The following is a 14,621-nucleotide window of genomic DNA, read 5'->3' on the forward strand; positions in this document are numbered from 1 at the left end:
CGCCCGACCTGGCCAAGGCCGGTGCCGGAACGACCGGATCGAAGCCCGCCAAGGCCGCCAAGGCCGCCGAGCCCGCCAAGCCCGACCTGGCCAAGGCCGGAGCCGGAGCCGGAGCCGGAGCCGGAGCGAACGAGGCGGAGCAGGAGCCGGTCTCCACCTCGCAGGAGGCGGCCGCCCGCCGCGGCGGGCCCGGACCCGCGCGCTTCGCGGGCGCCCAGGGCACCGAGAAGGCCAAGGACCTCGGCGGCTCCGCCAAGCGCCTGCTCGGCATGCTCAAGCCCGAGCGCAACCTGATCCTCAGCGTGCTCGGATTCGGCGCGCTCTCCGTCGCCTGTGCGGTGGCCGGCCCCTGGGTGCTCGGCAAGGCGACCGACCTGATCGTCGCCGGAGCCACCGGACCACGCTTCACCGGCGCCCCGAGCAAGCAGGCCGTGCTCGATGGCCTGCGCGCCAGGGGCGAGGGCAACATCGCCGACCTGCTCGCCTCGATCGACTTCACCCCCGGCCAGGGCATGGACTTCGGCGCCATCGGCACCATCCTGCTCTGGGTGCTGGGTATCTACCTGGCCGCCGTGGTGTTCGGTGTGGTCCAGGGCCGGCTGACCGCGCTGGCGATCAACCGCACGGTGTTCCGGCTGCGCGAGGAGGTCGAGGCGAAGCTGGCCCGGCTGCCGCTCAGCTACTTCGACCGCCAGCCGCGCGGCGAGGTGCTGAGCCGGGTCACCAACGACATCGACAACATCCAGCAGTCGATGCAGCAGACCATGGGACAGGTCGTCAACTCCCTGCTGACCATCGTCGGCGTGCTGATGATGATGTTCTGGATCTCCCCTCTGCTGGCTCTGATCGCACTGATCTCCGTTCCCGTTTCGGTGGTGGTCGCCGCCAAGGTCGGCAAGCGGGCCCAGCCTCAGTTCATCAAGCAGTGGGGCTCCACCGGCAAGCTGAACGCCCACATCGAGGAGATGTTCACCGGGCACAGCGTGGTGAAGGTCTTCGGCCGCCAGCAGGAGGCCAAGGACCTCTTCCAGCAGGAGAACCAGGCACTCTACGAAGCCTCCTTCCGTGCGCAGTTCATCTCGGGCATCATCCAGCCCGCGATGATGCTGGTCGGCAACATCAACTACGTGCTGGTCGCGGTGGTCGGCGGTCTGCGAGTGGCCAGCGGTGCGCTGTCCATCGGTGACGTCCAGGCGTTCATCCAGTACTCCCGTCAGTTCAGCCAGCCGCTCAGCCAGGTCGCCTCGATGGCCAACCTGGTGCAGTCCGGTGTGGCCTCCGCCGAGCGGGTCTTCGAACTGCTCGACGCCAACGAGCAGTCCCCCGAGCCGCAGCGCCCGGAGCGCCCCGCCGAGGTGCACGGCCGCGTCGCCTTCGAGGACGTCTCCTTCCGCTACGACCCGGAGAAGCCGCTCATCGAGGGCCTCTCCCTGAAGGTCGAACCCGGCCAAACCGTGGCTATCGTCGGCCCAACCGGCGCCGGCAAGACCACCATGGTCAACCTCCTGATGCGTTTCTACGAGGTCAGCAGCGGCCGGATCACCCTCGACGGCGTGGACATCGCCGCGATGTCCCGCGAGGAGCTGCGCTCCGGCATCGGCATGGTGCTCCAGGACACCTGGCTGTTCGGCGGCACCATCGCCGAGAACATCGCCTACGGTGCCGAGTCCGCCACCCGCGAGCAGGTGATCGCGGCGGCGAAGGCCGCGCACGTGGACCGCTTCGTGCGCACCCTCCCCGACGGCTACGACACCGTCCTGGACGACGAGGGCACCGGAGTCAGCGCGGGCGAGAAGCAGCTGATCACCATCGCCCGGGCCTTCCTCGCCCAGCCCTCGATCCTGGTGCTCGACGAGGCGACCAGCTCCGTCGACACCCGTACCGAGGTGCTGATCCAGCGTGCGATGGCGGAGCTGCGCACCGGCCGCACCAGCTTCGTGATCGCCCACCGCCTCTCCACCATCCGGGACGCCGACGTGATCCTGGTGATGGAGAACGGTTCGATCGTCGAGCAGGGCAACCACGACCAGCTGATCGCTGCCGACGGCGCCTACGCCCGGCTGTACCAGGCGCAGTTCGCCCAGGCGGTGGCCGAGGTCGACTGACACGACGTCAGCGCGCTGCCCGGCCGACCGGCCCGACCGGTCCGCCGCCCTGGGGGAGGTCCGCACCGCGGGCCTCCCCCTCGCGTATCGCGGCGAGGGCGAGAGCCGGGGCGGTGGTGACTGGCGCCAGGATGGTCGCGGTGATTGCGGTGGCCCGGTGGGTGGTGGTCGGGTCGGTGATGGTCGGGTCAGTGGCGGCCGGGGTGGTCGGGTCGGTGGTGGAGGCGGCGACCACGGTGGTGGCGGGCCGGCCGGCCGGGCGCTGACCGAGCAGGGTGGAGCTCAGGGCGAGCGCCATGCCCAGCAGCTGCACCGCGTTGAGGGACTGGCCGAGAGCGGCCCAGCCGATCACTGCCGCCGACACCGGGCTGAGCAGGCCCAGGAAGGCGACCGAGGTGGCGGGCAGACGACCGATACCGCGGAACCAGACCCAGTACGCCAGCGCGGTGTTGGCCACCGCGAGGTAGCCGTACCCGAGCAGGTTGGTGCCGCTGAGCGCGGGCGGGGCACCCTCGACCAGAGCGGCCACCGGGAGCAGCAGCAGACCGCCGGCGGTGAGCTGCCAGCCCGTCAGAGCGAGTGGGCCGACGCCCTCGGGGCGCCCCCAGCGCTTGGTGAGGACCGTACCGGCGGCCATCGCCCCGGCCCCGGCGAGGCCGGCCAGCACGCCTATGGCGTCCAGCCGGGCGGTGGCGCGCAGCACCACCAGGGCTACGCCGAACACTCCGACGGTGCCGGCCAGCAGGGCCCGCCGCCCGAACCGCTCCCCCAGCAGGGGTACGGCCAGCCCCGCGGCCAGCAGCGGCTGTATCGCGCCGAGGACGGCGGCCACGCCGCCGGGCAGGCGGTAGGCGGCGACGAAGAGCAGGGCGAAGAAGACGCCGATGTTGAGCGTGCCCAGCACCGCCGAGCGCCACCACCAGGAACCGCTGGGCAGTCGTCGGGTGACGGCCAGCAGCACCAGTCCGGCGGGCAGGGCGCGCAGAGTCGCAGTGAGCAACGGCCGGTCTGCGGGAAGCAGTTCGGTCGTCACGGCATAGGTGGAGCCCCACGCGAGCGGGGCGAGCGCGGTGAGAGCTACGGTTCGCATGAGAGATAGCTTAGCAGCAAGTTACTTGCTGTCGAGCCAATTAGCGAAAGCAAACTCGCCGCTCACCCACTCACTCCCGAGCGGCCCTGTGCCACACTGGCGAAATGGACCGAGTTGACCCACGCAGCACTGCACACGACCCCGTGGACGCGATCGCCGACCAGTGGCGGCACGAGCGCCCGGACCTCGCCCACCGCACGGAGGCGATGGCCGCGTTCGGCCGGGTGCACCGGGTCTCCCGCGCGGTCAGCGACCTGATGGAGCAGGTCTACGCGCAGTTCGGCATCGGCCTCGGCGAGTTCGACGTCCTGGCCACCCTGCGCCGCGCCGGGGAGCCGTTCTCGCTGTCGCCGCGCGAGCTGACCGCGACCTTGATGCTCACCACCGGCGGCATGACCGGCCGGCTGGACAAGCTGGAGCGGGCCGGCCTGGTCACCCGCTCCCCCGACCCGAACGACCGTCGCGGCCTGCGAATCACCCTCACCGACTTCGGCCGGGAGACGGTCGACCAGGCCGTGGCCGCGGGTACGGCCGTCCAGCAGCGGATCATCGACCGGCTCGGCGAACAGCGGCTGTCCGAGCTGAACACGCTGCTCCGGGATCTGCTGCACAGCGTGGAGTCCCGCTAGCACCCCGCAACGACCCGCTTCCGCCACCCACGGCGGCCGTCACACCGAGCGGCCGTTCCGCTGAACGCCCACGCCCGTCCCACCCAGAGTTCGCACGACCGCCCCGCCTGACGCCGGATCAATACCGGCCTGCCGCCCCGGCCGTTCGGCGCGCTACCGTTGGCGGGTGCCCGATCCGACCGCCCTCGACACCGCGCCCTCCGGCCCCGTCGACGCCTTCCAGGCCGAGCGCCGCTACCTGGGCGCGGTGGCCTACCGCCTGCTGGGCTCGGTCGCCGATGCCGAGGACGTGTTGCAGGAGGCCTGGCTGCGCTGGCAGTCGGCCGACCGGTCGGGCATCGCCGAGCCGCGCGCCTACCTGACCACGGTGGTGACCAGGCTCTGCTACGACCAGCTGGGTTCGGCCCGGGCCCGCCGGGAGGCGTACTTCGGCGAGTGGCTGCCGGAGCCGTTGCTGAGCACCGCGGAGTCACCCGCCGAACTGGCCGAGGTCGGTGAGGCGGTGTCGGTGGCGATGCTGGCGGTGATGGAGCAGCTGACTCCGGCCGAGCGGGCGGCGTTCGTGCTGCACGACGTGTTCGCGGTGGGTTTCGAGGAGATCGCCTCGGCGTTGGACCGCTCCCCCGAGGCCACCCGGCAGCTCGCCTCGCGGGCCCGCCGCCGGGTTCGGGACGGCGGCCGCCGCAGCACTGTCGACCCGGCCGAACACCGCCAGGTGGTGACGGCGTTCATCGCCGCGGCAACCGGCGGCGATCTGATGACGCTGATGGAGGTGCTCGACCCCGAGGTGGTCTGGCACGCCGACGGTGGTGGCATCGTCAGCGCGGGCCGCCGTCCGCTTCTCGGCGCGCTCCGTGTGGGCCGGCTGGTGCGCAAGATCGCCGAGCGTTCGGTGGATGTGGAGCGCCCGCTGGTGCCGATGCTGGTCAACGGCGAGTTGGGTGCGGTCTGGTACTCGAGCCCGGGCGTGATCGGCGGCGTGCTCGCGTTCACCGTCGCGGACGGCCGGGTCACCTCCGCGTACGCGATGGTGAACCCCGAGAAGCTCACCCACCTCGCGGGGGCGTGACACAGGTCACGGTCACACTCCCGCAGTGTGCCCCGTCCCCCTTCCGTATCCGCCACCCGGCGGGGTCCGTGAAGGAGGACGAGATGACTGGCAAGCACATCGTGGTGATCGGCGCGGGCTACGCGGGACTGTCCGCGGCCGCCGGGATCGGCCGTGGGCCGGACCGGGTCACCCTGATCGCCCCGGAGCGGCGCTTCGCCCACCGGGTCCGCCAGCACGAGATCGCCGTCGGCCGCCGGCCCTCCCGGCCCGACATCGCCCACGTGCTGCGCGGCCGCAAGGTCGACCACCTCGCTACCCGGGTCGTCGAGCTCGACCTGCCCGGGCGGAAGGTGGTCACCGAGGACGGCAAGCGGATCGCGTACGACACCTTGGTGTACGCGCTCGGCAGCCGGGTCGCCTGGAGCGACGTGCCCGGCGCCGCCGAGCACGCGTACTCGGCCGAGCAGGCCGAGGAACTGCACCGCCGGATCACCGACGCGCCGGCACCTGGGACGATCGCGGTGGTCGGCGGCGGCGCGACCGGCATCGAGCTGGCCACCGAACTCGCCGAGGCCCACCCGTCCTGGCAGGTCCGGCTGGTGGCGTCCGGCCCGGTCGGCGGCTGGCTGTCGGCGCGCGGGCGGGCGCACGTCCTGGCGGTGCTCCACCGACTCCGGGTCCAGGTGGACGAGGCACACCAGGTCACGGCGGTCACCGCCGCCGGGTTGGAGACGCCGGCCGGCCCGATCCCCGCCGACGTGGTGGTGTGGGCCGGCTCGCTGGAACCGCACCCGCTCGCCGCCGACTCCGGCCTGGCCGTCACCGAACGCGGACAGGCCGTGGTGGACGACCACCTGCGCTCGGTGTCGCACCCCGACGTGTACGTGGCCGGGGACGCCGCCGCCACCAAGGTGCCCGGCATCGGACAGCTGCGGATGGCCTGCGCCACCGCCCAGCCGCAGGGCCGCTACCTGGGCAAACTGCTCACCGGGCGCACCGACAAGCCGTTCTCGTTCCGCTACCTCACCCAGTGCCTGAGCCTGGGCCGCGGCGAGGCGCTGGTGCAGATGATCCACGGCGACGACTCGATGAAGCCGCGGGTGGTGACCGGGGCAGCTGGTCGGCTGGTCAAGTCGGTGATCGTCAACGTGCTGCCGCTGACGCTGCGCTGACCGGCAGCCGGCCCCGGGAGCGGAGTCGATTCGCCATCAGGAAACGGCAACGGGCCGGGGCCCCCGCGTGGGGACCCCGGCCCGTTGGGCCGACCGTGGGAACTACTTCTTTTCCTTCGGTGGCTCCGCGTCCGTCGACAGCGCGGCGATGAAGGCCTCCTGCGGGACCTCCACGCGACCGACCATCTTCATCCGCTTCTTGCCTTCCTTCTGCTTCTCCAGCAGCTTGCGCTTACGCGAGATGTCACCGCCGTAGCACTTGGCGAGAACGTCCTTGCGGATCGCGCGGACCGTCTCACGGGCGATCACCCGGGAGCCGATCGCGGCCTGGATCGGCACCTCGAACTGCTGGCGCGGGATCAGCTTCTGCAGCTTGCCGGCCATCATCACGCCGTAGTTGTAGGCCTTGTCCTTGTGCACGATCGCGGAGAACGCGTCCACCGCGTCGCCGTGCAGCAGGATGTCGACCTTGACCAGGTTGGCGGACTGCTCGCCGATGGGCTCGTAGTCCAGCGAGGCGTAGCCGCGGGTCTTGGACTTCAGCTGGTCGAAGAAGTCGAAGACGATCTCGGCCAGCGGCAGGGTGTAGCGCAGCTCCACCCGGTCCTCGGAGAGGTAGTCCATGCCCTGCAGGTTGCCGCGGCGGGACTGGCAGAGCTCCATGATCGCGCCGACGAACTCGTTGGGGGCCAGGATGGTGCCGCGCACGACCGGCTCGTACACCTCGGCGATCTTGCCGGTCGGGAACTCGCTCGGGTTGGTGACGGTGTGCTCGGTGCCGTCCTCCATGATCACCCGGTAGATCACGTTCGGGGCGGTGGAGATCAGGTCGAGGTTGAACTCGCGCTCCAGGCGCTCCCGGATGATCTCCAGGTGCAGCAGGCCGAGGAAGCCACAGCGGTAGCCGAAGCCGAGGGCGACCGAGGTCTCCGGCTCGTAGGCCAGTGCGGCGTCGTTCAGGCGCAGCTTGTCGAGGGCGTCGCGGAGCAACGGGTAGTCCGAGCCGTCCAGCGGGTAGAGGCCGGAGAACACCATCGGGCGCGGGTCCTTGTAGCCGCCGAGCGGCTCGGTGGCACCCTTGTGCTGCGAGGTGATGGTGTCACCGACCTTGGACTGCCGGACGTCCTTCACACCGGTGATGATGTAGCCCACCTCGCCGACACCGAGGCCGTCTGCGACCTTCGGCTCCGGCGAGATGACGCCGATCTCCAGCAGCTCGTGGGTCGCGCCGGTGGACATCATGGCGATCCGCTCACGCTTGGTGAGCTGGCCGTCGACCACTCGCACGTAGGTGACCACGCCGCGGTAGGCGTCGTACACCGAGTCGAAGATCATCGCGCGGGCCGGGGCGTCCTTGACTCCGACCGGGGCGGGGATCTTCTCGACCACGTGGTCGAGCAGGTCCTCGACGCCGAGGCCGGTCTTCGCGGAGACCTTCAGCACGTCGGCCGGGTCACAGCCGATGATGTGCGCGATCTCGGCTGCGTACTTCTCGGGCTGGGCGGCCGGCAGGTCGATCTTGTTGAGCACCGGAATGATGGTGAGGTCGTTCTCCAGCGCCAGGTACAGGTTGGCGAGGGTCTGTGCCTCGATGCCCTGGGCCGCGTCGACCACAAGGATGGTTCCCTCGCAGGCCGCGAGGGAGCGGGACACCTCGTACGTGAAGTCCACGTGGCCGGGGGTGTCGATCATGTTGAGGATGTGCGTCTTGCCCGCGTTCTCACCGGTCCGCGGCGCCCACGGAAGGCGGACGGCCTGCGACTTGATGGTGATGCCGCGCTCGCGCTCGATGTCCATCCGGTCGAGGTACTGGGCGCGCATCTGCCGGGGGTCCACCACGCCGGTGATCTGCAGCATCCGGTCGGCGAGCGTCGACTTGCCGTGGTCGATGTGGGCGATGATGCAGAAGTTGCGAATCACCGCCGGGTCAGTACGGCTGGGCTCTGGCACGTTGCTGGGGGTCGCGGGCACCTTGGTCCGATTTCTGATCCGATCAATATGGTTCCGCCCATCCTCCCATGCCCGAGGCCCGACCGGTCTTTCCACCCGGGCGGGCATGCGGCACGATCTCCGCATGATCTTGGAAAGCGCCCTGCTCGACGTCCGCCCCGGCCAGGAGAACGACTTCCTCGCCGCCTTCGTCCAGGCCCGGCCGCTGATCGCCGCCCAGCGGGGTTTCCGCTCCCTCGAACTGCGCCGCTGCCTGGACGGCGGCCGCACCTCGCGCTTTCTGCTGCAGGTCGAATGGGAGACCCTGGAGGACCACACCGAGGGCTTCCGCCGCTCCCCCGAGTACGAACGCTGGCGCGAGCTGCTGCACCACTACTACGACCCGTTCCCGACGGTCGAGCACTATGGCGAGCCGCTGATCAGCGACTGACGGGACACCGGTCGCGTTCGCGCCGCCGGTCCGGTTTGGGCGGCACGGGGCGGCCCTGGTAGCGTGGGCCGCTGCACTCCGCCCTCGGCATGCCCTCTCGGCTGGTACCGGCGGCGGGCGGTGCAACCCGTTGAACTGCCGATTCACACAGACTGAGGCTCTTTCGTGGCGAACATCAAGTCCCAGATCAAGCGCAACAAGACCAACGAGAAGGCGCGCCTGCGCAACAAGGCCGTCAAGTCCTCGCTGAAGACCGCTCTGCGCAAGGCCCGCGAGGCCGCTGCCGCCGGCGAGAACGAGAAGGCCGTCGAGCTGGCTCGCGCCGCCTCCAAGGCCCTCGACAAGGCCGTCAGCAAGGGCATCATCCACAAGAACCAGGCCGCCAACAAGAAGTCGGCGATCACCAAGCGCGTCAACGTCGCTGCCTGATCCTGGTCCTTCCCGTACGGCCCGGCCGTACGACCCGGTGCTCCGGCACCACCTAGGACGGCGTGAATCCGCGGCCCTCTACCCGCCACCGCCGACCGTCCGCTCCCGGGAATCCGGCCCTCTACCCGGATTTCCGACGAGCTGCACCACCCGTACCGCACGCGGCCTGCGTTCGCCACGCGGGTGTGGTACCCAGATGAACCACGGAAAGTACCCGCTCAGGGCACTTCCCCCAACTGCCCGCCCGGTCCCCACCGGGCGGGCAGTTCGCGTTTCCGGGCCCGGTCGACTGCCGCCCGCCCGGCAGCCGCGGTGTCCAACCACCGCGCAGAGAAAGGGGATCGGCGCGAACGATGCAGCGAGGTAGGGTGCGTGGGTGCCTGACACTGCCCGTGCGTGACCAACTACTCGGGGGAACGATGTCGACTCCGCCGCCGCATCAGCTCCAGGGCCACCGCTCCACCAGCAGCTTCTCGCGCAACCCCCGCACCTCACCGGCCACAGGCGTCAGAACGGGCACGGTCACCACCATCGGCCCCGACGGGCCCTCCAACGCCAGCGACAACCCGAACGGAACGGGCACAGACGGCCCTGGCCCGGGCCGTCCCCGGCACCGACTGTGGTGGGGCATCGGCGGCGCCCTGGTGGCCTCGGCAGTGTGGGCGGCGACCATCCTGACAGTCCCCGCACTGATCAACGGCGACTCGACAACGAGCGCCCGAAGCGTGGCCGGCTACCGGACGGTCGACGACCTGTGCACCACCGCCCGCCTCACCACCTTCAGCCAGCTGTACCCAGTCCCGACGGGCACCCCCTACCACTACACGACGCGCCACCGGGCGCTGGACGAGATGTACTGCGGCCAGTACCGCAAGAAGGTCGGCGGCGACCAGGACTACTACACCCTCTACCTGCAGGTGCAGCTCCACCACGAGGTGGACCCGCGCCCGGAGTTCGACGCACAGCGCGAGGGACTGGCCCAACGCCACTACCAGATCAGTCCGGTACCCGGCCTCGGCGACGCGGCCTACATCGGCTACCTCGACGACCCCGACCGCGGCGCCCCGGGCTCGCACTACCTCACCCAGGTCCTGTACGTCCGCCAGGGCGGTATGACCTGCTACACCAGCTGGTCCGCGTCCTACCAGGACGGCAGAGGAACCGCCCCCGACCGGGAGCAGGTCCGCACCGCACTTCTGTCCGACACCCGTGAACTGCTGCGCACCCTCGGCGGATCCACCTGACCCACTCCGGGGCTCCGCCCGACCGGTACGGGAGATCGCCCGACCCGATTCGGCGGGGCCGCCTCGGAAACGTTGCCGGGCGCGACTGGTACGAACGTGGCTTAGTAGGGGCAGGCTCAGTACGGGCGAGAGCCGGCCCGGGAGGCCCGGGCCACGGCGACCACTGCGCGCTCCAGGGCGTACGCCGGGTCGTCGGAGCCGCCCTTCACGGCCGCGTCTGCCTCCGCGACGGCAGTGAGGGCCGCGGCCACGCCGTCGCCCGTCCAGCCACGCATCTGCTGGCGGACCCGGTCCACCTTCCACGGCGGCATGCCCAGTTCGCGGGCCAGGTCGCCAGGGCGCATGTTCCGGCCGGCGGTGGCGAGTCGGCCGATGCTGCGAACCCCAGAGGCGAGCGCGTACGTGATACCCGTGGGCGGCTGGCCGACAGCCAGCGCCCAACGCAGCCGCTCCAGCGCTTCGGCGGCCCGACCGGTGACGGCGAGGTCGGCCACCTCGAAGCCCGTCGCCTCCGCCCGGCCGCTGTAGTACTTCGCGACCGCAGTCTCGTCGATCGGGCCCTCGATGTCGGCCGTCAACTGGCTGCACGCGGCCGACAGTTCGCGCAGGTCGCTGCCCAGCGAGTCGAGCAGCGCCTGGCACGCCTCCGGGCTGGCGGCCCTCCCCAAGGTACGGAACTCGTTGCGGATGAACGCCAGCTTCTCGCTCGCCTTGGTGAGCTTGGCGCACAGCACTTCCCGCGCACCCGCCTTCTTCGCCGCGTCCAGCAGCCCCTTGCCCTTGGCGCCGCCCGCGTGCACCAGCACCATGATCACTTCTTCGGCCGGCGTCTCCAGGTACGCCTTGACCTCCTTGACCGCGTCGGCCGCAAGGTCCTGCGCAGCCCGGACCACGATCACCTTCCGCTCCGCGAAGAGCGAGGGGGTGGTGAGTTCGGCCAACTGCCCGGCCTGCAGCGCTCCCGGCGCGAGATCGCGCACATCCGTCTCCGGATCCGCCGCCTTCGCCGCCGCCACCACCGCGGCGACCGCGCGGTCCAGCAGCAGCTCTTCCTGGCCGACCGCAACGGTCAGCGGGGCAAGCAGGTCCTCGGGTGCACTCTTCCTGGCCATCGCCTACCAGGATCGCACGCCGTACCGACAGGCCTGCCCCGGCACGTCCCATCAGGGCAGACCCCCGGAGCGGAATCTGGGGTGGGGCCGCCGCCGTTCCGCCCACGGGGCTGGGGAGAATGTTGGCGTGATCAAGAACAATGACCGTCAATTGCTCGTCCTTTCCGACCGCGACGCGGCGGATGAGATTGCCGAGGAGTTGAGTGCGCGCTGGCCCGACCTGGGCGACGTGGAGGTGGTCCGGGACGCCCTCGCCGGGGAGGACGACGCCGAGGACGCCCAGTGGATCGTGGTCGTCGAGGCCCCCGAGGACGAGGGCTGGACACCGCAGCTGCTGACCGAACTCGACCGGCTCGTCGCCGAGCAGGACGGGTGGCGCGAGCAGGACTGACCCACCCGCCCCGGCCCGCAGGTCCCCTCTGGTTCCCGTCCGAGCGAGGTGACCCCACCCGCTCGGACGGGCGCTCTGTCCGCACCTGCCAGGCCCATCGATTCGAGCTGCCATCGCCGTCGGCGGGCCCGGGCGCGCCTCGGGGTCAGCCGTGGCCGGAGCGCTGGTGGGACGCCACAGCCAGGGAGGGCGCATCCCCCAGCACCGCGATGTCCCCCACCCGGTCGGTGCGGACCACCGCCGCCCCCAGCGCCCTGAGTCCGGCCACTGTCTGCGGAGCCGGATGCCCGTATGGGTTGCCGGTACCGCAGGAGATCAGGGCCAGCCTCGGCCGGAGCCCTGCCATCAACGCCCAGTCCTGGTGCGCCGATCCGTGGTGCGCCACCTTCAGGACGTCCACCCGGCCCAGCCCGGGAGAACCAGGGCCGCCGTAGCGGTCGCCTGAGCCGCCGTAGCTCACCGACTCCGTCTGGCCCTCGGACACCTGCCCCGTGTCGCGCGCTGCTGTTGACGCCGTCCCCGCAGGTGACGGTGGAGCCCGCTCGGCCGGCCGGACCGCCGGCGGCAGGCCGAGGGCGAGCAGGGCCGCCTGCGCCGGGGGTTCCAGGTCGCCCAGCAGGGCTACCCGGATCGGGGCGCGGGGAGGACCGAGGGTGGCGAGGATCGCGATGCTGGAGTTGTTGGGGCCGGTCGCGTCCGGGGCCATTGGAGAGGCCGGCCACACCACTTGCCAGGCGAGCTCGGCACCGGCCGTTCGGCGTTCGCCTCGCTGGGCACGCAACACCGGCACCCCGCCGCCGGCTGCCCAGCGCAGCACCCTGCTCCGCTCGCCGTCCGGCTCGTCCGAGGTGGTCACCTCGATCGCACCGACCGACCGGCCACGTAGAACCCCGGGGATTCCCTCGACGTGATCCGCATGGAAGTGAGTGAGGATCAGGACCGGCACCCTGGTCACCCCGAGATCCCGAAGGCAGGCATCCGCCGACTTGGGATCAGGCCCGGCATCCACCACCACCGCGCTGCCGGGCTCGACCGGCAGCACAGTCATGTCGCCCTGCCCGATGTCGCACATCGCCAACCGCCAGCCCTCGGCTGGCCAGCCAGTCGCCAGCCGAGTCACGGCGGGCGGCCTCAGCAGAACCACCGGCAGCACAACGGCAATCGCGACCACGAGCCACATCCTGGGTTGCCGATGCCTAGGCCGTCGTCCGCCCAGCAGCGGCGGCAGTGCCCAGGCCAACGCGACGATGACCACCACCAGCAGCGCCGAGCCGAACAGTCCGCCGGGCCAGGCGAGTTCAGCACCGGGAAGCTCCGCACCCCTCCGCGCCACGGTGGCCAGCCACCCGACTGGCAACGCGGCAAGGTCCACCAGAAACTCCGCCGCCCCTTTCGACAAGGGCGCCACCGCGAGCGCACCGAACCCGAGCAAGGTGGCGGGTGCGACCGCGATCTCCGCCAGCAGGTTGCACGGAATCCCGACCAGACTGATCCGCGGCGCCAACAGGACGGTGACGGGGGAACAGAAGGCCTGCGCCGCCGCAGTGGCTCCGACCGCCGATGCAAGGTGGTGCGGCCAGCGACGCGCACGCAGCGCGGCCGTCCATCGCGGGCCGAGAATCAGCAGCCCTGCCGTGGCGAGCGCGGAAAGCAGGAACCCGAATGAGCGGGCCAGATAAGGATCCACCAGAACCAGGATCAGCACAGCGCCGGCCAATGTGGGCAGGGCTCGTCTCGGTCTTCCGGTGGCGAGGGCCAGTAGTCCGATCAGGCCGGTGGCGGCGGCTCTGAGAACACTCGGGTCGGGACGGCAGATGGTGACGAACGCCAGCGTCAGCCCCGTTCCGAGCAGTGCTGTCGTACGGAAGGAGAGTCCCAGCAGCCCGGCCAGCCCGCCCCGTCCGGGCGCGTCCGAGTCGGTCGGCGTACCTCCGACCAGGACTGCCAGGACGATGGCCAGATTGGCCCCGCTCACCGCCACCAGGTGCCCGAGGTCGGTGGACCGGAATGCGTCTGCCAGGTCGTCCGGAAGCCTCGTCACATCGCCCACCACCAGTCCCGGGAGCAGTCCGCGCACGTCGGGCGGCAGGTGATCGCAGGCATCGCGAAGCCCCCTGCGGAGCTGGGCGGCAAGGCGTTGCGGAAGGCTGGGAGGTGCGAGGGTCCGGGGCTGGCCTTGCGGGGCGAGCAGGGCAGCCGAATCCGTCCGAGGTCGTGCTGCCGAGCCCGTGGACGGGCTCGCCTGCCGCTCCGGCAACACCTCTGCCTGGAACCCCAATTGAGTGGACGGAACCAGTTGCTGCCACTGCTCCGCGTCCTGAGTCCGGATGAGGAGCGTGACAGGCGTTCTGGTCACTGTGGGCACCGCGTCCGCCTGCTCGGCACCGGCGAGTGGGAGGACGCGGGTAACGACAGCGGAGATGGTGAGGGTCGGTTGGGAGAGGGCGCTGCCCTTGGTATGCGCCCCGTGAAACTTGGGGTCACCGGTGATGGTCGCCTCAACGGTGATCTCCGGCTTGGCAGTTCGGCCTCCCCCGGAGCGAGGCGGCGCGGACTGCTCGTCCGCATCCGGCGGCTTCTCCAAGCCGCCCGGGGAGCCCGGCTCTCCCCGGGCGGGCGTCAGCGCTGGATGGGCCAGGGCAGGCAGCGGGCCCCGGTGCAGGTCGGCGGTGTGGAGGACTGTGGTGGTCGCCGCCGTTGCGGCGGTGAGCAGGACGGCGGCTGCGAGTCGGTGGATCGAGCGGCGAGGTCCTTTCGAAGTAAGGAGGCCGGAGGCGATCACGCCGCCCATCAAGGCGCTCAGGAGTAGCGCCGGGTGGTGTCTCGCGTCCAGGTCGAGGGCGAGGGCTGTGACCAGCCAGGCGGTGATGGCCAGGAGGAGGAGCCGGTAGTCGGTTCGGTCGGGGACGGTGGAGGGCAGGGCCGGCATTGGGGCGCCTCCTCTCGGCATGTTCGTTGGTCGACTTGTTGATTTAGAGGCTGGTGGCGCAACGGAACGGCCATGCCACACCAACCGGG

At 70.9% G+C, this 14,621-nt stretch carries 12 protein-coding genes; 8 read left to right on the forward strand and 4 right to left on the reverse strand.

Annotated features, from left to right (window positions below; all coding sequences use genetic code 11):
• The first annotated feature begins 86 nt into the window (after positions 1-86).
• A complete protein-coding gene (locus tag ACFYST_RS11625; RefSeq protein WP_387861579.1) occupies positions 87-2,105 on the forward strand; it encodes an ABC transporter ATP-binding protein in 2,019 nt (672 codons plus the stop codon).
• A 7-nt stretch (positions 2,106-2,112) separates the two neighbouring features.
• Here ACFYST_RS11625 and ACFYST_RS11630 read toward each other — a convergent pair whose 3' ends face one another.
• The gene (locus tag ACFYST_RS11630; protein ID WP_387643129.1) at positions 2,113-3,195 is read right to left on the reverse strand and encodes an EamA family transporter; all 1,083 of its coding nucleotides are present in this window, start codon (positions 3,193-3,195) and stop codon (positions 2,113-2,115) included.
• A gap of 104 nt (positions 3,196-3,299) precedes the next feature.
• On the opposite strand from ACFYST_RS11630, the gene ACFYST_RS11635 reads away from it, so the two are divergent.
• From ACFYST_RS11635 to ACFYST_RS11645, 3 genes are all read left to right on the forward strand, one after another.
• On the forward strand, positions 3,300-3,824 hold the full coding sequence (locus ACFYST_RS11635; RefSeq protein WP_387643128.1) for a MarR family winged helix-turn-helix transcriptional regulator: 525 nt from the start codon (positions 3,300-3,302) through the stop codon (positions 3,822-3,824).
• Between the two features lie 166 nt (positions 3,825-3,990).
• Positions 3,991-4,893 carry an RNA polymerase sigma factor SigJ gene (gene sigJ / locus ACFYST_RS11640; protein WP_387861508.1) on the forward strand — a complete coding sequence of 301 codons (903 nt, stop codon included), beginning with the start codon at positions 3,991-3,993 and terminating at the stop codon, positions 4,891-4,893.
• 83 nt (positions 4,894-4,976) lie between these two features.
• Positions 4,977-6,047: an NAD(P)/FAD-dependent oxidoreductase gene (locus ACFYST_RS11645; RefSeq protein ID WP_387861510.1), complete on the forward strand. Its 1,071-nt coding sequence runs from the start codon at positions 4,977-4,979 to the stop codon at positions 6,045-6,047.
• A gap of 102 nt (positions 6,048-6,149) precedes the next feature.
• On the opposite strand, the gene lepA is transcribed toward ACFYST_RS11645, so the two are convergent.
• Positions 6,150-8,018 carry a translation elongation factor 4 gene (lepA, locus tag ACFYST_RS11650; RefSeq protein ID WP_387643125.1) on the reverse strand — a complete coding sequence of 623 codons (1,869 nt, stop codon included), beginning with the start codon at positions 8,016-8,018 and terminating at the stop codon, positions 6,150-6,152.
• A gap of 103 nt (positions 8,019-8,121) precedes the next feature.
• Between lepA and ACFYST_RS11655 the strand changes: the two genes are divergently transcribed.
• The 3 genes from ACFYST_RS11655 to ACFYST_RS11665 all read left to right on the forward strand — a co-directional run bounded on the left by ACFYST_RS11655 (position 8,122) and on the right by ACFYST_RS11665 (position 10,100).
• The gene (locus ACFYST_RS11655; RefSeq protein ID WP_387643124.1) at positions 8,122-8,427 is read left to right on the forward strand and encodes an antibiotic biosynthesis monooxygenase family protein; all 306 of its coding nucleotides are present in this window, start codon (positions 8,122-8,124) and stop codon (positions 8,425-8,427) included.
• A gap of 165 nt (positions 8,428-8,592) precedes the next feature.
• Entirely contained in the window at positions 8,593-8,856 is a 264-nt protein-coding gene (rpsT, locus tag ACFYST_RS11660; RefSeq protein WP_035862702.1) for a 30S ribosomal protein S20, read from the forward strand.
• Positions 8,857-9,275: 419 nt separating this feature from the next.
• Positions 9,276-10,100, forward strand: a complete 825-nt coding sequence (locus ACFYST_RS11665) for a hypothetical protein (protein ID WP_387861511.1) — start codon at positions 9,276-9,278, stop codon at positions 10,098-10,100.
• A gap of 116 nt (positions 10,101-10,216) precedes the next feature.
• On the opposite strand, the gene holA is transcribed toward ACFYST_RS11665, so the two are convergent.
• Entirely contained in the window at positions 10,217-11,212 is a 996-nt protein-coding gene (gene holA / locus ACFYST_RS11670) for a DNA polymerase III subunit delta (protein ID WP_387643122.1), read from the reverse strand.
• A 127-nt stretch (positions 11,213-11,339) separates the two neighbouring features.
• Here holA and ACFYST_RS11675 point away from each other — a divergent pair, with 127 nt between their 5' ends.
• A complete protein-coding gene (locus tag ACFYST_RS11675; RefSeq protein WP_387643121.1) occupies positions 11,340-11,603 on the forward strand; it encodes a hypothetical protein in 264 nt (87 codons plus the stop codon).
• Between the two features lie 145 nt (positions 11,604-11,748).
• On the opposite strand, the gene ACFYST_RS11680 is transcribed toward ACFYST_RS11675, so the two are convergent.
• Positions 11,749-14,532, reverse strand: coding sequence for a ComEC/Rec2 family competence protein (locus ACFYST_RS11680; RefSeq protein WP_387861513.1), 2,784 nt, complete (start codon positions 14,530-14,532; stop codon positions 11,749-11,751).
• Between the last annotated feature and the right edge of the window lie 89 nt (positions 14,533-14,621).

Origin of the sequence: Kitasatospora sp. NPDC004614 (assembly GCF_042873675.1) — a bacterium.
Taxonomy (GTDB): Bacteria; Actinomycetota; Actinomycetes; order Streptomycetales; family Streptomycetaceae; genus Kitasatospora.

What these genes read in the sequence shown, in the direction of transcription:
- ACFYST_RS11680 (WP_387861513.1), bottom strand. Translation starts at nt 14,532, where the DNA reads ATGCCGGCCCTGCCCTCCACCGTCCCCGACCGAACCGACTACCGGCTC.
- ACFYST_RS11645 (WP_387861510.1), top strand. Translation starts at nt 4,977, where the DNA reads ATGACTGGCAAGCACATCGTGGTGATCGGCGCGGGCTACGCGGGACTG.
- ACFYST_RS11655 (WP_387643124.1), top strand. Translation starts at nt 8,122, where the DNA reads ATGATCTTGGAAAGCGCCCTGCTCGACGTCCGCCCCGGCCAGGAGAAC.
- ACFYST_RS11665 (WP_387861511.1), top strand. Translation starts at nt 9,276, where the DNA reads ATGTCGACTCCGCCGCCGCATCAGCTCCAGGGCCACCGCTCCACCAGC.
- ACFYST_RS11635 (WP_387643128.1), top strand. Translation starts at nt 3,300, where the DNA reads ATGGACCGAGTTGACCCACGCAGCACTGCACACGACCCCGTGGACGCG.
- ACFYST_RS11630 (WP_387643129.1), bottom strand. Translation starts at nt 3,195, where the DNA reads ATGCGAACCGTAGCTCTCACCGCGCTCGCCCCGCTCGCGTGGGGCTCC.
- holA (WP_387643122.1), bottom strand. Translation starts at nt 11,212, where the DNA reads ATGGCCAGGAAGAGTGCACCCGAGGACCTGCTTGCCCCGCTGACCGTT.